At 67.8% G+C, this 25,711-nt stretch carries 2 protein-coding genes; one reads left to right on the plus strand and one right to left on the minus strand.

What is annotated here, in order from left to right; genetic code table 11:
• Window positions 1-4: 4 nt before the first annotated feature.
• Entirely contained in the window at window positions 5-24,592 is a 24,588-nt protein-coding gene (locus ERC79_RS09385; protein WP_242676790.1) for a non-ribosomal peptide synthase/polyketide synthase, read from the minus strand.
• A 226-nt stretch (window positions 24,593-24,818) separates the two neighbouring features.
• Between ERC79_RS09385 and ERC79_RS09390 the strand changes: the two genes are divergently transcribed.
• Window positions 24,819-25,565, plus strand: a complete 747-nt coding sequence (locus tag ERC79_RS09390; RefSeq protein ID WP_131577633.1) for a TetR family transcriptional regulator — start codon at window positions 24,819-24,821, stop codon at window positions 25,563-25,565.
• The last annotated feature ends 146 nt before the right edge of the window (window positions 25,566-25,711 follow it).

The raw sequence follows: 25,711 nt of genomic DNA on the forward strand, positions 1-25,711 counted from the left end.
CCGGCTAGCTCCGCCGCTGCAGATACGTGGACAGCGCGGGCCCGATCACGGACAGCGATGACGGCTCGATCATGTCGTTGTGCCGACAGTCGACGCGATGCTCATCGATGGCCCCGGTGACGAACGGGCGCCACTCTTGCGACGACCGGTCGGTGCCACCGCCCTGTCCGCGCGCCGCCGGGAACACCAGCAGGTCCCCGGCGAACACTCCGGGCACGAAGCGGTGCACCAGCAATCGTGAGTTCGCATAGCCGTCGTTGATTCGTTCCAGATGTGCGGCCGTGATCCCCCTGGTACCGAGGAAGTCGTTCAGCAGGCGAGCCGCCGATTCGTAGGTGAGATCCCGATCATCTTCGGATACAGCCACCTCCAGCCCCAGACCGCGAAGCAGATCAACGAGGTCGAGGCGTCCGAGCAGGGGATCCGAACCGTCGTCCGGGTAGCTGTCCATGACGGCCAGTGTCGACACGGAGTGTCCGCTGCTCTGCAACTCAACGGCCATGGCGTGTGCGAGGACGCCGCCGAGCGACCAGCCGAGCAGATCGTACGGCCCGTTCGGGGCGATCGACCGGATCTCGTCGACGTATCGGTGTGCGAGGTCCTCGAGCGATCCATATCCAGGGCCGCCACTGATCGTGGGCAGCTGCAGCCCGAACACTGGGCGATCAGGCGGAAGGTGGCGGACCAGGCCGGTGTACCCCCACGACAACCCGATGCCGGGGTGAACACAGAACAGCGGGCGCCCGGTTCCTTTGTTGCGCAGCGGGATCACAACTCTCAGAGCCTGGTCCACGTCACTTTCGGTGGCCGCAGCTCCGATCCGCCCAGCCAGCCCAGCCGGCGTCGGATGAAGGAACAGCGCCTGCAGCGGAATCTCCCGTCCCAGCCGCTCACGGAGTTCGGTCACCACCCGCGTCGCCAGCAGCGAGTTCCCACCCAGGTCGAAGAAGCTGTCGTCCGCGCCGATTCGATCCAACCCCAGCGCCGCGGCGAACACGCTCGCCGCCGCCGATTCCAGCGGACCCGACGGCTCTCGGAACCGGCTACCGCCCGACATGAACTCGGGCATCGGCAACGCATTCCGGTCGAGCTTACCGGTCGGGGTGGACGGGATCCGTTCGAGTACCGTCACCGATGCGGGAACCATGTGGCCCGGAAGTAGTTGTGCCACAGCGCGGCGCAGCTCGTCAGGATCGACGTTCTCATTCTCGGCGGACCGCACATACGAGCACAGCAGCGAGTTTCCCGCAGGTCCGGTGCGCGCGATCGTGACCGCGAAGGCGACACCCGGCTGCGCGGTGAGCACGGCGTCGATCTCCGCGGGTTCGATGCGGAAGCCTCGAACCTTGACCTGGAAGTCGCTGCGCCCGACGTACTCGAGCTCTCCATCGATTCGTCGACGAACCAAATCACCGGTGCGGTAGATCCTTTCGCCGGGATCACCGAAGGGATCGGCAACGAAGCGGCCCGCTGTGAGCCCGGGCTGGTGGTGATAGCCACGTGCCAGCGCCGACCCGGCGATGTACAGCTCGCCCACCACCCCGTATGCCACCGGATGAAGGCGCGCATCGAGTACCAGTTCGGACACTCCGCGGATCGGTCCGCCGAGAGTGATCTGTGCACCCGGACTCATCGGGGCGCTGATGTTCGCCATGATCGTGGTTTCGGTGGGCCCGTATGCGTTGAGCATCGTCCGCCCCGGCGCCCACCGCACAACCAGTTCCGGCGGGCACGGTTCACCCGCGACGACGAGCGTCCGGAGTGAGTCGAGCCCGCCGGGGTCCACCGAAGCGAGCGTCGTCGGCGTGACGAATCCATGTGATACTTTCTCGGATTCGAGGAAATCAGCCAGTTCAGCACCACCGTAGACGTGCGGCGGAACGATCACCATCGTCGCTCCGGCACTGAGCGCCATCACTGTCTCGAACACCGATGCATCGAAGCTCGGCGACGCGAAATGCAGGGTACGGGCGGCCGCCGTCACGCCCAGGTGTGTGCGCTCCTCGGTTGCGAGATTCGCCAGACCGCGATGGGTGAGGACGACGCCCTTCGGGATGCCGGTGGATCCCGACGTGTAGATCAGGTACGCGGGATGATCGACGTGCACCTGGTTGAGCCGCTCCGCGTCGGTGATCTCCGTCTCCGACATCACCGCAACCACCGCCGGGGTGTCGGGGTCGTCAAGCACCACCCAGTCGACGTTGTCCGGCAACAGATTCCGCTGACTGTCTACTGTCAAACCCAGCACGGCACCGGAATCGCCGATCATGCGCTCGATCCGCCCGGCCGGATAGCCCGGATCGATCGGCACGAATGCCGCACCGGTCTTCGCGACCGCCCACAGTGCGAGCACCGATTCGAGTGATCGCGACAGTGCGAGCGCCACATAGCGCTCGGGGCCCGCGCCTCGACCGATCAGCATGCGCGCCAGCCGGTTCGACCGCCGATCGAGCTCGCCATACGACATGTAAGCACCGTCGCAGACGACCGCGATCGCATCCGATTCTCGGGCCGCCCGAGCGAGCAGCTCCGGCAGTATCAGCAAGGGCGCGTCCGGACCACCGCGGGCCGGCGCGAGGCCGCGAAGCTCGGCATCGCCCAGGATCGCGATGTCACCAACCGCGCCGTGCGGTTCCGCGAGCGCGGACTCCAGGACCCGGACGAAGCGTTCGGCGAACCCGCGCACTGTGGCGGCGTCGAACAGGTCCGTCGCATACTCGATGCTCCCGGCGATGCCGGCCGGGTCACCGGCAGCGTCGAACCGCCCGGCGAGCACGAACTCGAGATCCTCCTTGACCACACCGGACTGAGGGGAGAGCCCCTCTACCGTCAGCCCCGGAAGGTCGAGACGGACGGGTACGTCGTTCTGGAACTCCAACGCCACCTGGAAGATCGGGGAGTACGCAGTCGATCGCGGCGGATCGAGGGCCTCCACCACGCGTTCGAACGGGACGTCGGCCTGCGCGAACGCCCCGAGGTCGACATCACGCACCGTTGCCAGCAGTTCCGCGAACGACCGTCCCGCATCGACGCGGGTGCGCAGCGCGAGGGTGCCGACAAGCATCCCCACCAGATCGTCCAGGGCCGGTTCGCCACGGCCCGCGATCGGGGTGCCGATCACGATGTCGTCGGTGTCACCGAGACGACTCAGGAGTACCGCGAGTGCGGCATGCACCGTCATGAACACACTCGTGCCGTGACGCCGCGCGAACTCCTCGATCCTGCGATGTAGCTGTGGCTCGATGTCGAATCGCGTTCGGGCGCCGCGGAACGACTGCTGGAGCGGCCGGGGTCGATCCAGCGGTAGACCCAGCAGATCCGGCGCCCCCGCGAGCGTCGACGTCCAATAGTCCAGTTGCCGCGCCGCGAGCGACCCAGGATCGTCGGCTTCACCCAGCAGCCTCCGCTGCCACAGGGTGTAGTCGGCGTACTGCACGGCGAGCGGCGACCACACCGGGGCACCACCCGTCGCGCGCGCCGCATAGGCGCGGACCAGGTCCCGGGACAACGGTCCGGTGGAGAATCCGTCGACCGCGATGTGGTGCGCCACCAGAACCAGGATGTGCTGGTCGTCACCGACGGCGAACAGTGCACCCCGCATCGGCACCCGGGCGGTGACGTCGAAACCGGCAGATACCTCGGCCCGGATCCGCCGGGCCAACTCGCGTTCGTCCGCGACCCGAACCGGACGCAGGACTGGAATCGCCTCGGCCACCGGAAGCACCTGCTGCACCGGGCCGTCGCGGCCGATCGGGTAGACCGTCCGCAACGCCTCGTGCCTATCCACGACGTCCGCCAAGGCCGCACTGAGCGCTGTAGTGTCGAGCGCTCCCGACAGGCGCACCACCAGTGGCACGTTGTAGGCAGGCGAAGCCGGATCGAACTGGTTGATGAACCACATCCGCTGCTGTGCCGGCGACAGCGGAATCTCGTCCGGCCTAGTGACGGCCTCGAGGACAGGTCGCCCGGACGCACCCGCGCCCTCGTGCTCGATGCGCTCCGCGAGTGCCGCCGGGGTAGGAGCCTCGAAGAGCGCGCGTACCCCCAGATCGATTCCGAGGGTCCCGCCGAGCCGCGCCACCACGCGGGTCGCGGACAGCGAGTTGCCGCCGAGTTCGAAGAAATCATCACCGATACCGACACGGCCGACATCGAGGACGGCTGCAAACACCTCGGTGACGGCCTCCTCTACCGGATTGGTGGGAGGCCTGAACACGGTTGCTGTGGAGCTGAACTCAGGATCGGGTAACGATCGACGATCGAGCTTCCCGGTGGGCGTCAGCGGAATCTCGTCGAGGACGACGATAGAAGCCGGCACCATGTACTCGGGGAGCTGCGCGGACAGCCGCGCCCGGAGTTCGTCGACGGCGACATCCCGGCCGTCGAAGACCGACACATACGATACGAGCACGGTGTCACCGCCCGGCCCCGAGCGGCCGAGGGTCGCAGCGAACCGCACGTCGGGATGTCCCGCGAGCACCGAGTCGATCTCGCCGAGTTCGATCCGGAATCCTCGGATCTTTACCTGAAAGTCACTGCGGCCACGGTATTCGAGCTTGCCATCGACGGTCCACACTCCGACGTCACCGGTACGGTACATCCGCCCGCCGGGCTCGCCGAACGGGTCTGCCACGAACCGTCCCGCTGTGGTACCGGCACGACGATGGTAACCGCGGGCCAGACCGGGCCCGGCGATGTAGATCTCTCCCTCGACACCTGCCGGCACCGGCTGCAACCGTCCGTCGAGCACCACCTCGGCGACGCCGCGGATCGGACCGCCCAACGATATGGGGACGATCCCGGGGACGCACTCCTCCATGTTGACAACGATCGTGGTCTCCGTCGGCCCGTACACGTTGACGATGCGTTGCTGCGGCATCCAGTCCGCGGCGAGTTCGGGCGGCCAGGCCTCACCACCGACCATCACGCACTCGAGATCGTCGAGCCCGGTGGGGTCGAGTGAGGCGAGCGCCGCCGGGGTGATGAAGGCGTGGGTGACGCGCTGTTTCTCGAGCACCGCAGCCAGTTCCGTGCCGCCGTAAACGGTACGCGGGACGATCACCATGGTCGCGGCCGACGCGAAGCACAGCAGGTACTCGAGCAGCGAGACATCGAAGCTGGGAGACGAAAAGTGCAGTGTCCGTGCGTCCTCGGTCACTGCGCACCGCTCCCGCTGCTCATCCGCATAGTTCGCCAGGCCCCGATGCGTCAGGGTCACGGCCTTCGGCCGGCCGGTGGAGCCGGATGTGTAGATCAGGTATGCCGGGTTGTCGATCCGCAGGGGAGCCGTCCTCTCGGAGTCTGTCACCGGCGCTGCCGATCGGGAGGCGCAGTCCGCAGCGAAACCGGGATCGTCGAGAGTTAGCCATGCCAGCCCATCGGACAACCGGGCGCGGTGCGCCGCCACCGTCAGCCCCACCGTGGCGCCCGAATCGGCAAGCATGTTCTCGATGCGCTCAGCGGGATAGTCGGGGTCCACCGGAACGAACGCGGCACCGGTCCGGGCCACGGCCCACATCGCCAGCACCGAATCCACTGATCGGGGAATCCCCAATGCCACATAGGTTTCCGGACCTGCTCCGTGGTCGATGAGCACTCGCGCCAGCCGGTTCGACCGGGCATCGAGTTCCGTGTAGGTGAGTTCCCGTCCGCCGTTGACCAGCGCCACCGCTTCCGGGGCATGTGCGGCGGCCGCGGCAAGAATCTCCGGAAGGGTGCGGCTGGGGCCGCGCGGGCCGCCCCGTACCGGCGCCAGCGCCCGGCGCTCATCGGCGGTCAGCAGCTCCAGCTGGGCCAGAGGCCGCCCCGGATCCTCTCCGATCGCACTCAGCACGCGCAGCAGGCGGCGAGCGGCGGCATTCACCGTATCCATACCGAGGAGATCCGGGCGATACTTCATCGTCAGGTGCAGACGGCCGGACGCGGACACGACTACGCTCAGCGGGTAGTGGGCGGAATCCCGGACGTCGATGCCCGTCAATCGCATTCCGGCCACATCGGTGTCCGCCGACAGCTCGCCTGGTACTGGGTAAGACTCGAACACGGTGAGCGTGTCGAAACCCGCACCCGAACCCGCCGCGCGCTGGATATCGGACAGACCGACGTAGTGGTAGTCGAGCAGCGACGCCTGCTCCGCCTGCACCCGGTCGAGCAGTGCCCCCAGGGTTTCCGCAGGATCGAGCCGGATCCGGACCGGCACCGTGTTGATGAACAGCCCGATCATGGTCTCGATACCCGGGACATGCGGCGGCCGCCCGGACACCGTGGCACCGAACACGACATCGCTCCGGCCGGTGAGGAGACCGAGGACGATCGCCCAAGCGGCCTCGACGACGGTGTTGAGCGTCAGGCCACGTTCGTGTGCAAGGTCTCGCAGCCGTGCCGTCGCTATGGCGTCGAGGTCGTACGGCACGTCGCGCGCCGGGGTGGACTGCGCCACCACGGCGGACCGGTCGCGGACCAGCAACGTGGGCTCGTCCAGCCCACCGAGGACGCCGGTCCATGTGCGTAGCGCCAGCGACTGATCCTGCGCGGCAAGCCATTCGAGATACGCCCGGTAGGGATGTACTCGAGGCAGGACGGCGGCGTCACCGTCGGCAGCGTAGAGCGCGATGAGTTCTCCGAGCAACAGCGGTGTCGACCATCCGTCGAACAGAATGTGGTGGTTGGTCAGGACGAGCCGGCTTCCGCCACCCGGCAGATGTATCAGGTGAATTCGCAGCAGCGGCGCAGATGCCATGTCGAACGGCAGGGCGCGATCCTCAGCCAGGATCTCGCCGATACGCTCCGACGCAGCCACCTCGCTGGACGCGCGCAGATCCGTTTCCGTCCACGGCGCGGTCACCTGGTCCTGCACGATCGCCGCGGCCTCACCGTCCGGTGCGCGGACGAAGGCGGTACGCAGATTCGCGTACCGCTCGAGCACGGCTCGAATCGCACGACGCAGACGCGAGGAGTCCACATCGCCATCGAGGGCCAGGATCTGCTGCACCAGGTACGCATCCATCGATGTATCGGCGAGTTCCGCGTGAAAGAGCATGCCGCGCTGCATCGGCGACAGCGGCCACACATCGGACAGGGTCGGGAACCGGTCCTCGAAGTTGTCCACTGCGTCCTGATTCAGCCGCACCAGATCCAGATCCGACGGCGTCCGTCCACCCGACCCCGGTGTATTCGCGTGCGCCACCAGCGACTCGGCGGCTCGAATCCACCACTTCGCCAATCGTTCCGCCTCCGCGGCGTCCAGCACACCGCGTGGGAAGGCCCACGTCGCCTTGATCCGGGCACCGTCGGGGCCCGGCACGGCCACGGCATTGACGTCGATCGCGAAGGCCACCGGCATGTCCACCGCAACCGCGTCGTGCAGGCCGGATTCGACGACCGGGAGCCAGCTTTCGTCGCCATGCGGGTAGGAGCCGCCGTCGAAGCGGCCGAGATAGTTGAAGCTGATCTCCGGCTCTCGGAGCTCACGCAACTCCGCCGCTGTCTCTTCGTGGAGATAGCGGAGCAGTCCGTAGCCGATGCCATGGTCGGGCACCCGCCGTAGCTGCTCCTTGACCGTTTTCAGGGCGACACCGACGGCGTCCCCGCCGCCGAGTGCGGCGTCGATGTCGATGCCGGACAGGTCGAACCGCACCGGGTGGATCGACGTGAACCACCCCACGGTTCGGGACAGGTCGGCCCCTGGAACCACGTGCGCCTGCCGCCCGTGTCCTTCGAGGGCAACCGTGACGTTCCGAGTGTCGACACCGCGGTCGCGGCGCCAGCGCGCCAACGCGATCGCCAGTGCGGCGAGCAGTCCGTCCTCGACGGATCCATGGAACATCCGCGGCACTGTCGTCGTCAGGCCCCGAGTCACCCATGGCGGCAGTTCCACCTCGATGCGTTCGAGTGTTCCGGTGACATCCACCGACGGATCGATCTCGCGGACAGCGCGTTCCGCGGGGTCATCCTGAAGCATCGAGCGCCACAGATCCAGCTCGCCGGCACGGGCGGCTGCGATCTGAGCGAGAGCGTCCGCCCATGTGCGCATCGACGTCCGGACCGGCGGCAGGTCCACATCGAGGCCGGCTTCGGCCCGGGCATATGCGACCGCGAGATCGGGGATCAGAATCCGCCACGACACTCCGTCGACAACAACGTGGTGCGCAACCACGAGTATCCGGCCAGCGTCGGTCCCGGCGAAGTGCACCAGCTGGATCATGATGCCGGACTCCGGATCCAGCCTGTCGGCCGCGGCCTCGAGTTCGCTGTGGGCGGCCGCGGCGAAGCCTGCTCCCGTCACGGTTTCGGCCGGGACTGTCCGTACCAGGGCCTCGTCCGCCACCGCACCAGGCGGTCGAATCTCGAGCCGCCATCCGGAGCGCGCACGAACGTCCGGTCGTAACTGCGACCGCAGCATGTCGTGTCGGTCCAGCACCGCGGCCACAGCCTGCACGAGGGCCCGGTGGTCGATCTCGGCCGGCACCGAAAGCAGGACCGACTGCGAGTAGCGGCGGAAGTCGCTACCGCGCTGCGCCCTTGAACGCTCGAGCATCCAGTGAACGATCGGGGTGAGCACAACATCGCCGACGCCACCGCCCGGCAGTTCCGGCAGCACCTCGACGCGCTCGGGATCGGAGAGGTCGGCAATCTCCGCAAGCCCCGCGACGGTGCTGCGCTCGAACACATCGCGCGGTGTGAAGATCACGCCCGCACTCCTCGCCCGCGACACCAACTGAATCGACATGATCGAGTCGCCACCGAGAGCGAAGAAGGAGTCGTCGACACCCACCGCCGGAGCGCCGAGGATCTCCGCGAACAGCTCGACGAGAATGCTCTCGGTGCCAGATGTCGGCTTCCGCCCCTCTGCTGTGCCGAGCCGCGGTGCGGGAAGAGCCGCCCGGTCCAGTTTGCCGTTCGCGGTGACCGGGAACTCCGCGAGCACCGTCGTCACCGACGGCACCATGTATGCGGGCAGACGACGGCCAACGGCTTCGGTGACCGCCACCGGATCCAGGGACGTACCGGAATCCGGAACCACGTAGGCGAGCAGACGCGCACCAACGTCACCCGCGCCTCGATGTGCCAGCACCACCGCCGACGCAACTCCGGGGACAGCGGCGAGTGCGGACTCGACCTCACCCGGCTCCACCCGGAATCCGCGGATCTGCACCTGAAAATCACTGCGTCCCAAATACTCGAGCGTGCCGCGCGAGGTCCATCGCGCCCGATCCCCGGTCCGGTACATCCGGCCCGCCGCCGCGAACGGGTCGGCCACGAAGCGCTCCGAGGTCAATCCAGGGCGTGCCCGGTAGCCTCGCGCTACCTGCGGGCCCGCGACGTACAGTTTCCCGGCCACGCCGATCGGTGCGGGATGCAGTCGGTCGTCGAGGACCCGGACCCGAACCCCCGGCAGCCCCCTGCCGATCGATGAACCGATGGTTCGCGCCCCGTGAACCGTCGTGGCGTCGATCCTCTGCCACGTCACGTGCACACAGGTCTCCGTGATACCGAACATGTTCACCAGGGCCGGGGCGGCATCGCCATGCCGGTCCACCCATTCGGCGAGTCTGGTGACATCGAGAGCCTCACCCCCGAAGACCACCCACCGAAGGGCCATGGCAGCAGCGTCGGCACCGTCACGGGGGTAGGCATGTGAGTCGGCGTCGGCTCGCGCGAACTGGTAGAACGCCGACGGCGTCTGACTCAGCATCGTCACCGACTCGTCTACCAGCAGGCGGCGCAGATCGTCCGGCGAACGCGCGGTGTCATGATCTACGATCACCAACCGGCCGCCGAAGCCCAAGGCTCCCCACATCTCCCATACCGCGAAGTCGAACGCGAACGAATGGAACATCGTCCACACATCGGCGGCCCCGAAGCCGAGGACGGCGTGGGCTCCGGTCAGCAACGTCACCGCGTTCCGGTGTGTCACCGCGACGCCCTTCGGCCTCCCTGTCGACCCTGACGTGTAGATGACGTAGGCAACCGAATCCGGGTGCAGCGGACCGATCCGGTCGGCCTCGGTCACCGCTGCTGCATCGCATCCGGCCAGTTGCTCCTGGATCTCGGCATCGTCGATGCGCACGATGGGTACGTCGAGATCGACAATATCCCTCGGGACGCCGGTATCGACCAGCGCGCATGCCGGAGACGCATCGCCGAGTACGAACCCGATCCGGTCCGCCGGGTACGCCGGATCCACCGGCAGGTAGGCCGCGCCCGAACGGGTGACCCCGATGAGCGTGGCCACCAGATCCACCGAGCGTCGCATCATCACGGCCACCACGGACTCCGGCCCGATGCCCCGACCGATCAGCCACCGCGCCAACCGGTTCGACCTCGCGTCGAGCGCACGGTACGTCATCCGCTCGCCACCATCGGTGATCGCGACGGCGTCCGGGTCAGTGGCCAGCGCAGCGTTGAACAGTTCGGTCAACGTCGCGTGCGCCGGCTCCGGCAGGTCATGACCGGAGGCGAGCTCGGCCACCTCCGCACAGCGCGTCCCCGTTACTGCGATGTCCCCGACCGGGACCGCAGGATCGGCCGCGACTGCCGCCAGGACCCGAGCGAACATGTCCGCCAGTCTCCTGGCGGTCGATTCGTCGAACACATCCGATGCGAACAGTACCTCTCCCGACAGCCCTGCCGGGAAGCCGGATTCGTCGAAACACTCCGCGATCCCGAACTGGAGATCGAACTTCACCTCGGCTATCTCGACATCGAGTACCTCGGCCGTCAGACCCGGCAGTTCGACGCGGGGACGGTCGACGTTGCGGAACTCCAGCATCACCTGGAACAGGGGCGCATACGACGTCGACCGAGCCGCCGCGAACCTCTCGACGAGCTGCTCGAACGGAACATCGGCGTGCGCGAACGACTCCACGTCGGCGTTCCGTGTCGCAGCGAGCACCGAGTCGAACGAGGCCGCGGGATCGACCGCGGTTCGCAGCACCAGGGTGCCGACGAACATGCCGACCACGTCGTCCAGTTCTTCCTCACCGCGGCCGGCCACCGGGGTGCCGACCACGATGTCACGGCCCGCGCCGACGCGGGACAGCAGAGTCGCCAGTGCAGCGTGCACCACCATGAAGATCGTCGAATCGTGCCGGCGGGCGAGATCGATGAGCCTGGAGTGAGTGGCCGACTCCACTGAGAAGCGCACCCGCCCACCGTGAGTCGATCGCCGGACCGCACGCGGACGGTCCAGCGGCAACTGCATCACCGGCGGCGCATCGGACAAGCGAGCCTCCCACCACGCCAGCTCCCGGGACACCCGCGAATCGGGGTCGTCCCGCGAGCCCATCGTCCGGTGCTGCCACACGGCGAAGTCGGCGTACTGGACGGGCAGCGGCGGCCAGTACGGTGCGGCGCCGCCGAGCCGGGCCGAGTACGCGCACGCCACATCGCGAGCCAACGGGCCGATCGAAAAGCCGTCGGCGACTATGTGGTGCGCGGCCAGCACCAGCACGTGATCGTCCGACGCTATCCGCAGCAGCCGAATCAGCAACGGAACCTCTTGCGCCACATCGAACCCGGAGTGAACGATCTCGTCCACGCGGTCGCGCAGACGATCGCTCGCGATCGGCTCGGGGAACAGGTCCCCGACCACCTCCGACGCGGGCATCGTCGTCTGGAATGGGCCATCAGGGGACGCCGGAAACACCGTACGCAACGATTCCTGACGCTCGACCACGTCGACCAGCGCGCAGCGCAGTGCCGTTTCGTTCAGGCTCCCAATGAGCCGTAGCACCATCGGAATGTTGTATGCGGCCGACGCCGAATCGAACTGGTTGACGAACCACATGCGTTCCTGCGCCGGCGACAACGGGATGCGGTCCGGCCGGACGACCGCGCGCAACCCGGTATCGGACGAGGATCCGACGGCCGTGCACCGGGGCGCCAATGCGGCCGGGGTGCCGCACTCGAACAGATCGCGGACGCCGATCCCGCTGCCGAGCGCGCGATTGATCCGGGCCACGGCGCGCGTGGCACTGAGCGAGTTGCCGCCCAGGGCGAAGAAGTTGTCGTCGACCCCGACCGTGTCGACCCCGGTGATGTCGGTGAAGACAGCGACCAGATCGGCCTCGGTAGAGGTACTCGGTTCACGAAACCGAGTTGCCAGGGAGGAGAATTCCGGTTCGGGCAGCGCGCCCCGATCCAGTTTCCCCACCGGGGTGAGCGGCACCTCGTCGAGTACCAGTATCGCCGTCGGCACCATGTGCGCCGGCAGGCGACGCGCCGCGAAGTCCGTCAGCTCCGCGATATCGACACCACCCTCGGTGTTCGCGACGACGTACGACACCAGCAGTGGGTCGCCCGCATCGCGCGGTCGCGCGGTCGTGACGGCGAACCCGACCGCCCGGTGAGCGGATAGCACGGCGTCGATCTCGCCGAGCTCGACGCGCAGCCCGCGCACCTTGACCTGGAAATCGATACGGCCCAGGAACTCGATCGAACCATCCGACCCCCGTCGGACGACGTCGCCTGTGCGGTACATTCGGCTGCCGACGCGTCCGTACGGGTCCGCGACGAAACGCTCGGCGGTCAGCGCGGACCGCCGATGGTATCCGCGCGCCAATCCCGCTCCCGCGATGTACAACTCACCGGGAACCCCGGTCGGGACGGGTCGCAGGAACCCGTCGAGCACCAGCAGATCGGTGCCACGGACCGGTCCTCCGATCGGTACTCGCTCCCCGGGAGTCAGCGGCTCGCTGAGCGTGGCCAGAATCGTCGCTTCGGTCGGCCCGTATCCGTCGAGCATCCTCCGGCCCGGCGCCCAGTCCGACACCAGATCCGGTCCGATGGCGTCGCCCGCGACGACCAGCACCTCGAGTGCGTCGAGGTGCTCGGTATCGACAGTGGCGAGGACAGCAGGTGTGATGCACGCGTGGGTGATCCGCTTGCTGCGGAGGAGCCCCGACAGCTCGGTCCCGCCGTAGATCCGGGGTGGGGAGATCACCAGGGTCGCACCTGCCGCGGCGGCCTGCAGCAGCTCGAGAACCGAGACATCGAAGCTCGGCGAGCACACGTGCAGACAGCGGGCCCGGCGCGGGATCGGGTAACGCTCATCCTGTTCGGCGAGCAGACTCGACAGGCCCCGGTGGGTGACCGTCACGCCCTTCGGCCGGCCCGTGGATCCCGACGTGTAGATGAGGTACGCCGCGTCGTCGATCCGGAGGGTGCGCATCCGATCGGAATCGTTGATCGCGTCCGGCGCGAGGTCCCGCAGGCCGTCTGCACACGCCGGATCGTCGAGCACCAGCCATTGCACCGAGTCCGGTAGACGGTCACGGTCGGCTCCGAGCGCGAGGCCAACTGCCGCACCCGAATCGGTGAGCATGTGCTCGACGCGGGCGCGCGGGTAGGTCGGGTCCACCGGAAGAAACGCCGCGCCGGTCTTCGCGACCGCCCACGTCGCCGTCACCGACCACGCCGATCTGGGGAGCGCGATCGCGATCACCGCTCCGGGTCCGGAACCTCCTCCGATCAATCTTCGTGCCAGCTGATTCGACTCCGCGTCCAGTTCCCGATACGACAGCCTGCTATCTTCCGCGTCCACCGCGACACGGTCGGGCTCGACCGCGGCGCCGAGCATGAGGATCTCCGGCAGCAAGCGTGGCGAGACGGCCGCGCCGACACGAATCGGGGCCACCGCCGCACGCTCCGGCCCCGACAACAGATCAACCCGGGCGACTGACAACGCGGCCTCGTGCGTCACCGCCCCGAAGGCGCGCCGTAGGCGGTTGGCGATCGACTCCACCTCGGTGCGCTCGAGTAGGTCCGGACGGTACTTCAGAACCAGCTGCAGTTGATCTCCCAGGCTCGCCAGTACCGTCAGCGGGTAGTGCGTAGCGTCGAATCCCTCGACTCCGGCCACCCGCAGCCCGGCAATATCGGTGCCGCGTAGCAGTGCCGAGCGGTCGACTGGATACGACTCGAAAACCGTCAGGGTGTCGAACACCGCCGCCGGACCGGACGCCTGCTGAATCTCCGCGAGCCCGACATGGTGGTGATCGAGCATCGCGGCCTGCTCGGTCTGTACTCGAATCAGCAAGTCGCCCAGGGACTCTACTGGATCGAATGCGATCCGCACCGGCAGGGTGTTGATGAACAGCCCGATCATGGTCTCGATCCCGGGCACCTGCGGCGGGCGACCGGACACCGTCGCACCGAACACCACATCGGTGCGCCCCGTCAGCGTCCCGAGTACCAGCGCCCACGCGACCTGGACGACGGTGTTTACCGTCACGCCCCGGCTCCTCGCCGCAGCCACCAGCGCCGCGGTATCCGTCTCGGACAGTGCCAGCGCCACCTCTCCCGGTTCGGCCACCGCGATGTCGCCATAGCCGGAAGGGACTAGCAGGGTCGGGCCGTCGGCGTCCGCGAGGACTCGCCGCCATTCGTCAATCGCCGAGTCGTGATCCTGAACGGTCAACCACGCCAGGTAGTCCCGGTAGTCACCCGGACCCGGAAGCGCCCGCGATTCCTCGTCCACGGCATAGAACGTCAACAGCCGCTCCAGCAGGAGCGGCGTGGACCACCCGTCGAGCAGGATGTGGTGGTAGGTGACGAGCAATCGGTAGTCTTCTGCTCCGGCGCGGATCAGCGTGAAGCGCAGCAGTGGTGCACGGTCCATCTGGAACGGGAGCGTCCGGTCCACCTCCCGCAGCGCCCGCAGGCGTCGGGGTACATCGTCCACGGCGCATCCGGAAAGGTCGATATCTTTCCACAGCAGCGGAACCCGATCCTCGATGATCTGGTAGGCATCGCCCGCGTCATCCTCCACGAAGCAGGCACGTAGGGGCGGGTGAGTATCGAGCAGTGTCTGGGCAGCGCGGCGCATCCGCTCCCGTGACGGCCGGCCATGCAGTTCGACGACGAGCTGCACCAGATACACGTCCACCGAGTGCTCCGAGAAGCGGGCATGGAACAACAGCCCCGACTGCAGCGGGGTCAGCGGCCACACATCGGTCAGTCCCGGTCGTCTCGCCTCGAGTGTGTCGAGCACGGTCTGGTCGAGCGGGACCAGGTCGATGTCCGACGGAGTGAGCCCACCCGCGCCGGGCGTGTGCGCGTACGTGGCGAGTGCGCTCAGCGCCCCGTGCCAGAGATCGATCAGACGGCGGACGTCACCGGCGTCCAGAACCCCGGTCGGGAAGGTCCACGACGACTGCAGGACAGCTCCTTCCGGACCCGACCGGACACCCGCCGAGATGTCGACGGCGGCCGTCACCGGCATCCGCGAATCATGTGCTCCGCCGAGCCCGTGCCGCGGAGTAGGCATCCACGGCTGTACATCGTTCCCGGTACCCGCGGCCATCCGGCCCAGGTAGTTGAAGACCACCTGCGGCTCACCGCGTTCGCACAATCGCGCACCGGACGGTCCGGTGTGTTCGCGGAGAATTCCGTAGCCGATGCCCCGGTCCGGGATGGCTCGCAGGTGTTCCTTCACCAGCTTCATCGCCGCTCCCGCCGCCACACCCCCGACGAAAGCCCCGTCGAGATCGATCGACGACAGGTCCGGACGTACCGGGGACAGTGTGGTGAACCAGCCGACGGTGCGGGTGAGATCGGCGCCCGGTACCACGGACTCCTCCCGGCCGTGTCCCTCGATGCCGAGCAGGGTGTCCGGTCGCGGTGTGCCGCGCTCGCCTCGCCACCGCACCACAGCCATCGCGAGTGCTGTCAGCAGTCCGTCCAGCACGCTGGCATGGCACGATTCGGGGAGCACGGTCAGTAGCGCGTCGGTAATGCCTGCGGGCGCATCGACGGTCACCGTCTCGCTCGTGGCCTGGACGTCGCGCTCGGGATCCAACGGTCGTGACCCGATCGGCGAGTCCTCGCCGTCGAGAAGCCGCTCCCACATCGGCAGCTCGCCGAGTCGCTGCGAGGCAACGTCTTCCAGAGCGTGCGCCCATCGCCGCATCGATGTGCCCACCGGCGGTAGCCTGGGAACCAGCCCCTCCGATGCCTGCGCCCACGCCGATGCCAGGTCCGGTACCAGCACCCGCCAGGAAACGCCGTCGACCACGACGTGGTGGACGACCATCAGCAAACGGCCGGCGCCGAATGGGCCGTCGAACCACACGAGCTGCAGCATGATGCCCGACGACGGACTCAAACGATCGGCAGCCGCATCCGCCGCCGCGGCCGACCGGGTGTCGAACGCCGCATCGTCCACCGATGCCACTTCGACGCGGGTCACCACGTCCGCGGCCCGGACCTCACCCGGCGCGGAAACCGACATTGTCCAACCACTTTCGGCACTCTCGTCACGGCAGAGCTGGGCGCGGAGCAGGTCGTGCCGGTCCAGAACCGCCTGCACCGCGACCTCGAGGTCGGCCCGGTCGACCCCGTCGGGCAGCGCCAGCAGCACCGATTGGGAGAAACGGTCGATCCGGCCGGCACTGCGGCGGAGCATCCAAGCGAGGATCGGGGTGAGCGGTACCTCCCCGACGCCCCCGCCCGGAAGTTCCTCGAGCCCGGGCGATCCGGTCGCGACACGGGCATTCGCCACTGCTGCGAGCCCGGCGACAGACGGCTGATCGAATACGTCCCGCGGTGTGAGGGACAGCCCGGCTGCCTTCGCCCGCGCGACCAGTTGAATAGACATGATGCTGTCGCCGCCGAGGCTGAAAAACGAGTCGTCCATCCCGACCGCGTCCAGGCCGAGCACCTCGGCGAACAACCGGCCCAGGGTCTGCTCCGCCGCACCGGAGGGCCCCCGGTCCAGCGACACCGCATCCCCGAGATCGGGCGTCGGCAGAGCTGCACGATCGAGTTTGCCGTGCACAGTCATCGGCAGTTCCGGGAGCACCATTATGTGCGCGGGCACCATGTACGCCGGGAGACGACCGGAGACCGCGTCGTGCAGGCGCGCGGTGTCGACGGGCGCGCCGCCGGCCGCGGGCACCACGTATCCGATCAGCCGCTTCCCGCCGTACCCGACGTCGCGGACCTCGGCAACCGCCTGCTCGACGGATCGGTCTGCGGTCAAGGACGATTCGACCTCACCCAGCTCGACTCGGTGGCCGCGCAGTTTGACCTGCCTGTCACAACGACCCAGGGAAACCAGTTGGCCACCGGAAGTCCACCGCACGAGATCGCCGGTGCGGTACATACGTTCGCCGGGATCCCCACCGGGATCGGCGACGAACCGCACTGCCGTCAGAGCTGGACGCCGATGGTAGCAACGGGCCAGCGCCGGGCCAGTCAGATAAAGCTCACCGGGCACCCCGATCGGTACCGGTTGCATCCGGCGGTCGAGCACCTGAGCCCGGAAATCCGGTGCGGGAGAGCCGATCGTAACGGGACTTCCAGGCGCCATCCGCTCGCTGATGCTCGCCACTACCGTCGCTTCCGTCGGGCCGTACGCATTGAGCATCTCCCTGCCCGGCGACCACCGATCCATCACGCCGGGCGGGCATGCCTCACCACCCGACAGGACGCAGCCAAGCTCGTCGAGGCCATCCGGATCCGTTGCCGCCAGCGAGGTCGGGGTAAGGATGCAGTGGGTGACGTGCTCGGACGCCAGCAGATCCCGCAGTTCATCACCGCCGTACATGGCGGGTGGGGCAATCACCATCGTCGCTCCGGCTCCGGCCGCGAGCAGCAATTCCAGAATCGACGCATCGAAGCTCGGCGAGGCAGCGTGCAAGGTTCGGGAATGGGCAGTCGTCCGGCACCGTCGGTGCAGGTGATCGGCAAACGCTGCGATCCCACGATGGGTCACGCTCACGCCCTTCGGGATTCCCGTGGAACCGGACGTGTAGATCAGATATGCGACCTGATCGATCCGGAGCGGAGCGGTCCTTTCTGCATCGAGGATCGGCCGATCCGCCGTCGTCGACGGTTCGGGAGCAAGGTCGTCCGATTCGAGTACCCGCCACCGGGTGTCATCGGGAAGGGCGTCACGGGACCGCGGGACAGTCAGTCCGAGGATCGCGTCCGAATCGTCGAGCATGAAGGCGATCCGCTCCGCGGGGTGGGCGGGGTCGATCGGAACGAAGGCGGCCCCGGTCTTCGCGACGGCCCACAACCCGATCACGTACTCGAGACTGCGAGGCATACCCAGCGCCACCACCGCACCCGGACCGGCACCCGATTCGATCAGGCTGCGCGCCAGTCTGTTCGAGATGCGATCGAGGTCGGCGTAGGAGATCTCCCGGTCCGCGAAGCGGGCGGCCGTCCCGTGTGGATTTGCCGCCACGCCCGACGCGAGCAGCGCCGCCAGCGAGCGCGGCACTGCGCCCGGAGTACCGCGGCGGGCGCTCAGCTCCGCACGCTCGGCACCATCGAGGATGTCGATGTCAGACACCGGCTTATCCGGGGATTCGGTGACCGCCTCGAGGATTCGTACGAACCGGTCCGCGAACGTCCGTACCGTGGACCCGTCGAACAGGTCGGCAGCGAACACCAGACCCGCGGACATCCCAGCACCGTCACCGGCAGAATCGAACTCCTCGGCCACGCTCAGTTGCAGGTCGAAGTTGGCGACCTCATCCGGGGAGTCGAGGGGGGTGACGCGCAGCCCAGGCAGTTCGAGGTCCGGTCGCGCGATCGTTCGGAACTCGAGCATTACCTGGAACAACGGTGAATGAGCCGTCGAGCGCGGGGGATCCAACTCCTCGACTATCCGCTCGAAAGGGATGTCGGAGTTCATGAACGCACCCAGGTCCGCCTCCCGGACCCGGCGCAACAGCTCGGCGAACGAGCACCCTCCACCGACATCGCAGCGCAGGACCAGAGTGCCCACGAACATCCCGACCATGTCGTCGAGGGCGGCCGCACCGCGGCCGGCGATCGGGGTGCCGATCGCGATGTCATCGGTGCCGGAGAGCCGCGAGAGCAATGTGGCCAGGGCCGCGTGCATCACCATGAACACACTTGCATCGTGCGCACGTGCCAACTCGATCAGGCACCGGTGCAGTCGACCGGCGACCGCGAACTCCACCCTGCCACCGGACTGTGAGCGGACCGACGGACGGGGACGGTCGCACGGCAGATCGAGCACCTCGGGCACCCCGGAGAGCGCGGTGGTCCAGTAGGCCAATTGGCGCGCGAGCGGCGATGACGGGTCGTCCTCATCGCCCAGCCAGTCCCGCTGCCACAGTGTGTAGTCCGCGTACTGCGCCGCGAGGGGTGACCACTGCGGCGCGGCCCCCCGCAGACGCGCAGCGTATGCCGTCGCCATGTCCCGAGCCAACGGATTGAGAGAGAAGCCATCCGCGAGAATGTGATGCAGCACCACGGTCAGCACATGGTCGGTCTCGTCGACCCGGAACAGGCGGGCCCGCAGCGGAACCTGGTCGGCGACGTCGAAGCCGCGCGCCATCGTTGCCCGAATCCGGTCGCGCAGATCGGCTGCGTCGGGGACGGGCTCGACCTCGAGATCGGCTTCCATCGACGCAGCCGATCGAATCTCCTGACGAGGTCCGTCGTCAGTGAGCGGGTAGACGGTGCGCAGGGATTCGTGCCGGGCAATGACATCGCCGAGCGCGGCCCGCAGCGCCGAAACGTCGAGGTCTCCCGTCAGCCGCAGTGAGAACGAGATGTTGTAGGCGGGGGATTGCGGATCGAACTGGTTGACGAACCACATCCGCTGCTGCGGCGGGGACAGGGGAATCCTGTGCGGCCGGGCATGGGGGCGAAGCGGCGGGCGATTGACGCCGGTGCCGGTCCTCTCGACCCGCTGCGCCAGCTCGGCAACTGTGGGGCCGTCGAACACATCCCGGATGCCGAGCGTGCCCCCGGTCGCGTCATTGATCCGCGCCACCAGCTGTGCCGCCACGAGCGAGTTGCCGCCGAGGGCGAAGAACCCGTCGGTCGCGCCGACGGCTCCGGCCGCCAGCAGGTCGGAGAACACGCCCGCGACAATTTCCTCCAACGGGTTCCTCGGCGCGACGTGGGCCGTCTCCGTGTCCTGCGGGAACGGCAGGTGCCCGCGATCGACTTTCCCGTGGGCAGTGAGCGGAAGGGAATCCAGGATCATCAACGTCGATGGCACCATGTAACCCGGAAGAGTCTTCCCGACAGCCGAACTCACCTCATCGGCGTCGAGAACCGCGCCGCCGGTCGGCACCACGTACGCCACCAGCCGGATCCCGACCGGCCCCTCGTCTGCGACGACCACCGCCGAAGCCACCCCCGGCACCGCCGTGAGCGCGGCCTCCACCTCCCCCAGCTCCACCCGGTAGCCCCGCACCTGCACCTGCAGGTCCGCACGGCCCAGGTAATCGAGGGTGCCGTCCGCTCGCCACCGGCCCCGGTCGCCGGTCCGGTACATCCGCGTGCCGGACCCGGCCGGGTCCGCGACGAACCGGGCAGCAGTCAACCCGCTGCGGTCCCGATATCCCCGCGACAGCTGTCCGCCCGCGACGTACAGCTCCCCCACCACCCCGGGCGGGACCACGTGCAACCGCTCATCGAGGACCCGCACCCGCAGCCCCGGCAGCGCACGGCCGATCGAATCACGGCCGCGGTCGCCCGACGTCCCGGCCCCAGGGCCGAGTGCGTCGTGCACAGGGCCGAAGGTGACGTGCACGCACGTCTCGGTGATCCCGTACATGTTCACCAACTGCGGCACCGAATCCCCATGCCGGGAGAACCACTCGACAAGCCGGCCCGGATCCAGCGCCTCCCCGCCGAGGATTACCCAGCGCAACCGTAGTGCGGCGGCGTTTCCCTCGATGGCGCGCATCCGGTCGGCGTCGGCCAATTGGTAGAAGGCGCTGGGCGTCTGGCACAGGACGGTGACCCCTTCGTCCTGTAACAGCTGCACGAGGTCCCGCGGCGAGCGGGCGGTGGTGTAATCGACCAGCACCACTGTGGCGCCGTGGATCAGTGCGCCCCACAGCTCCCACACCGCGAAATCGAAGGCGTAGGAGTGGAACATGGTCCACACGTCGCCGCTGTCGAATCCGAACAGTTGCCGCGTGTTGGCGAACAGTGTGCTCACGCTGCGGTGCGGTACTGCGACCCCCTTGGGCCGCCCGGTCGATCCTGATGTGTAGATCACGTATGCGAGCGCGTCCGGGTGCAGCGGTGCGGTTCTGTCGGCGTCTGCCACCGGGGCCGCCGACATTCCGGAGATCGCGGTCTCAACCTCGTGGCCGGCGAGATCGATCACCGGAATATCCTTGCAGTGCAGTACCAGAACTCCCGCATTGCCATTCACAAGGACGCACGCCGGGGACGAATCGGCGAGAATGTAGGAAATGCGCTCCGCTGGATAGTCGACATCCACCGGGACGTAGGCGGCGCCGGCCGTGAGGACCGCGAGCAGAGCCACCGGCAGTTCGGGCGAGCGGGTCATTGCAACGGCCACCACCGACGAGGGGCCTACCCCGTGCATGATCAACAAGCGGGCCAACCGGTTAGCTCTTGCTGCCAGGTCGGCGTAGCTGACGCGCATGTTCCCGGAGACCACCGCGCACCCGTCCGGGTTCCGAGCGGCAGTGCGCTCGAACAGCTCCGGCAACGTCGTACCCGACAACGCATCACCCGGCTCTTCCGACACCGCAAGCGCGCGTTCCCGCTCACTGGTGATCTCGATGTCCCCCACCACCACGGCAGGATCGGCCGCCACCGCGTCGAGAATCCGTACCAGCCGTTCGCCGATCGCGGCGACCGTGGTGCGATCGAACAGGTCGGTCGCGAACCGTAGCGTCGCCGATAGCCCCGCGGCATCGCCCGACTCACCGAATCTCTCCCGCACTCCGAGCTGGAGATCGAACTTGGCAACGCCCGTATCCACCTCGACCACCGCAGCCGACAGTCCCGGCATCACCGCCGACGAAGACCCGCCGGGCTGGAACTCGAACAGCACCTGCACCAGCGGCGCATCTACAGGCGAACGGTCCGAGGCGAACTCGTCGACCAGCCGATCGAACGGCAGATCTGCGTGGGCGAACGCGCCGACGTCGGTCTCGCGTACCTGAGCGAGCAGATCGGTGAACCTAGCGCCGGGCGGGACATCGCTGCGCAGGACCAGTGTGTTGACGAACACGCCGACCAGGTCGTCCAGCTGGGGCTCCCCGCGACCGGCCACCGGCGTCCCCACCGAGACATCGCGGCCGACGCCGAGCCGAGCAAGCAGGACCGTGAGTGCGGCATGCAGCACCATGAACAGTGTGCAACCGCTCTCGCGCGCGATTCGGACGAGTCCGCGGTGTACCCCTGCGTCGATGTCGAACTCGATCCGGTCTCCCGACGCCGTCGTACGCGCCGACCGGGGACGGTCATACGGCAGCGAAACTCCGACCGGCAGATCGGCCAGCCGTTCGGTCCAGTAGCCCAGCTGCCGAGATGCGAGCGAATCGGAATCGGACTCCGCGCCGAGCAATTGGCGCTGCCACAAGCTGTAGTCCGCGTACTGCACCGGCAGCGGCTTCCACTCCGGTATCCGGCCCGCGGCCCGCGCCGCGTATGCCACCGCGACGTCGCGGGCCAGCGGTGCCACGGACTGACCATCCGTCGCGATGTGATGCACGACGACGGCGAGGACATGTTCGAGCGGTCCGGTCCGGAACATCCCGATACGCAGCGGAACCCCTTCCCGGACATCGAAACCGGCGGCTGCCATTGCCCCCACTGCATCCCACACCGAGTCCCGGTCCACGACCACGGGCGTCAGGTCCACCGATTCACCCGACGCCGGAACGATCACCTGGCTCGGCCCGTGGGCGTCGGCGGGGAACACCGTGCGCAACGATTCGTGCCGCGCAATCACATCGCCCAGCGCCGCCTGCAACGCCGGGCAGTCGAGATCGCCCGTCAGGGTCACGGCGAACGCGATGTTGTAAGCCGTTGAGGCAGTGTCGAGCTGATTGATCACCCACATCCGTTGCTGCGCCGGGGACAACGGGATTCGGTCCGGACGATCGCGAGCGACCAGCGCGGGTCGGGCCCCCGCTCCCCGTCGGGGATCGATGCCCACGAGCCTCCGCTCGATGTGCCGCGCCAGCCCCGCGACGGTCGGCACCTCGAACAGATCACGAACACTCAGTTGCACGGGCAGCACGGCGTTCAACCGGCCGATCACGCGCGTGGCGACCAACGAGTCGCCGCCGAGATCGAAGAAGCTCTGCTCGGGGCGAACGGTGCCGGGTACCGACAGCACGTCGGCGAAGACGCGCGCCACCACCTCACGGGTATGCCCCTCACCGTCCGGCGTCCGCAGCGCCGCGTCTGCAGGCACGCCGTTGTGCGGTAAGTCCGCTGTCTCGAGTTCAGGTTCGATGTCGGACGACACCACATCAACCCACTCCGCGGAGGCGGTGCGGCCGGATCGCAATGTCGCGATGGGTACACCTGGATCGGCGGCGACGAACTCCTCCACCAGTTCGAGGAACTGCCGGTGATGAACGCGCACCGACCGATCGTCGTAGCGGCGGGGGTTGGCGCGGAAGTCCACGAATGTACTGGCCGGGCTCCCTGATTGGTAGACGTTGACCAGAAGGTCGTCGACCGGACCCGAGGTGAGGATGTGGAACTCCGTCTGCAGCGCCCCCATGACGATCTCCGGGTGGAAGAACATCACATTCACAATCGGACCCGACACCGCGGCTTCGCCCACGTCGCGCCGGATGTCGGCCAGGCTGCACCGCTGATGTCGCAGTGCTGCAATCATTTCGAGCTGAGCGCGACCCTCCAGATCCCCGACGGTGTCCTGTGGACGGACTTCGATCGGCAGCGGGACGAGGTTGACTGTCATCGCTCCCGATCGGCGCAGTACCGCGGTGGTGCGGGCGGACACCGGAATGTTCACCAAAGTGTCCGCACGCCCCGTCATCCGGCTCAGGTAGCACGCGAACGCCGCGATGATCCGGGCGGCGGCGGACGCACCGGTGTCGCTCTCGAGCAGGCGGACGGCCTCCACCGACAGCCGCGCGGACGCGAGCCGACTCTCGGCGACAGTCGGCGCCCGAGAACGCGTGAGGCTGATTCCGTGGAGCCCCGCCAGCCGATTCGACCAGTACTCCCGGTCGCTGCGGGATCTGTTCGACGCACGATAGCGCTCGTCGATCGCGTGGAGCTCGAGGAGATCGGCCGCACCGGACGGCGGGGGCTCCCGGCCCTCGACCGCTGCCGTGTACAGCGCTGCGATCCGGTACAGCATCGTCGCAGCGCCGTATCCGTCGAGCGCGATATGGTGACTTCTGCTGTACCACAGGTAGTGCCGCGCACCCACCTGCAGAATCACAGTTTGAACCAAACGATCGGTTGATAGGTCGACAGGCGTCGAATACTCGCGGCGCATCCAGGCATCGGCGGCGGCGCGAGGATCGTCCTCACCGCGCAGGTCGACGAGGGCGATCGAGGTGTCGCGCGCCGGATCGACGTACTGCACCGGTTCGCCGTCGACGGTCACCACACGCAGGAACGGAGACTGGAACTCGTGGGCCGCCCGAACGTTCGCCTCGCGTAACAGGCCGACGTCGAGCGGGCCGTCGATCTCCACATACTGCGCAATGAACAGCGGAACGCGCGGCGCGAGCTCCTGGACGAACCACAGTGCACGCTGCGCCTCCGACAACGGGAAGCGCACCGGTTCGGTGCGAATTCCGGAAGGCTGACGGCCGACAGGGTGAGATTCAGCGGAATCCAATATCGCCTCCAGAGAGGTTCGGTTCGCCGCAGCGGCTTGCGCCACCGTCGTGCGAACTCACCCAGCCCTCGGAACCGCAAGCCCTCGAGGCGGAAGCCGTACGCGACGAGCAGCGCCTATGTGCAGTATCCGCCCGCCCGGCGGCCCGGTCCAGACCGGCAGGTCAGCGAGGGGCACTCCGGGAGGAACTCGGTTCTCGCTACGCAGCCCGTGGATACTGGCACCCATGACTGAGCGCGTCGACGAATCCGGAGCCGACCCAGCCGGCGACCCCGCGGACTTTCGGGTCCACGTCGCGACTCAGGCCATCCGACTGTTCGCCGAACACGGGTACGAGGCCACCTCGGTAGACCAGATCGCGGCGGCGGCCGGAGTATCCCGGCGCACGTTCTTCCGGCAGTTCCGCTCGAAGGAGGACGTGATCTTCGCCGACCACGAATCTCTCCTCGAACAGGCTTCGGAGTATCTGGCGGGGGCACCCGAGGACCCGTGGGCAGCGGTGTGCGAAGCCGCGCACCTGGTCTTCAACCGATTCCGCGAGAACCGTGAACTATCGGTGCGCCGATACCAGGTGGTCCAGCGCGTGGCGGCCCTAAGGGACCGCGAGATCGTGACCGGCTACCGCTACGAACGTTTGTTCACCGAGTACCTGCGGGAGGCGGTGCCGTCGGCCACCCCGCTCGATGTGGTGGGGTTTGCGGCGACCGTGACCGCGAGCCACAACTACCTGCTGCGGGCGATGATCCGCGGAGACGAGTCTGCGACGCCGGCCGAGTTGCAGCGGGCTCTGGACCGGATCAGACGGACATTCGGGGTGGCGGGCGACAGCAGCGCCGACTCCCGAGCGCCGTCCACACAGGACGTGGTGACGGTGGTGACCTACCCGGCCGGGACCTCGGCCGCCGAGGTGGCCCGCCGGGTGCGACTGCAGCTCGAGTCGTCCAGCTCCATCCCGAATCTTGACTGGCACTAAGTGCCATGCTTGACTGGGGGCACTCGTTGGGATAAGTGTGCTATCGGTAGAAACATGCCGCAGTGCCCGCCAAAACCGACGACCAGGAACTGGCACTGAGTGCCTCCGAATGCTGGGTCTGCGGTTTCCGGGTTCACTTGATTCCA

It is taken from the genome of Rhodococcus sp. ABRD24, from assembly GCF_004328705.1.
In the GTDB taxonomy this organism is placed as follows: Bacteria; Actinomycetota; Actinomycetes; order Mycobacteriales; family Mycobacteriaceae; genus Prescottella.

Coding starts and splice junctions, on each gene's coding strand:
- ERC79_RS09390 (WP_131577633.1), top strand. CDS start 24,819: ATGACTGAGCGCGTCGACGAATCCGGAGCCGACCCAGCCGGCGACCCC.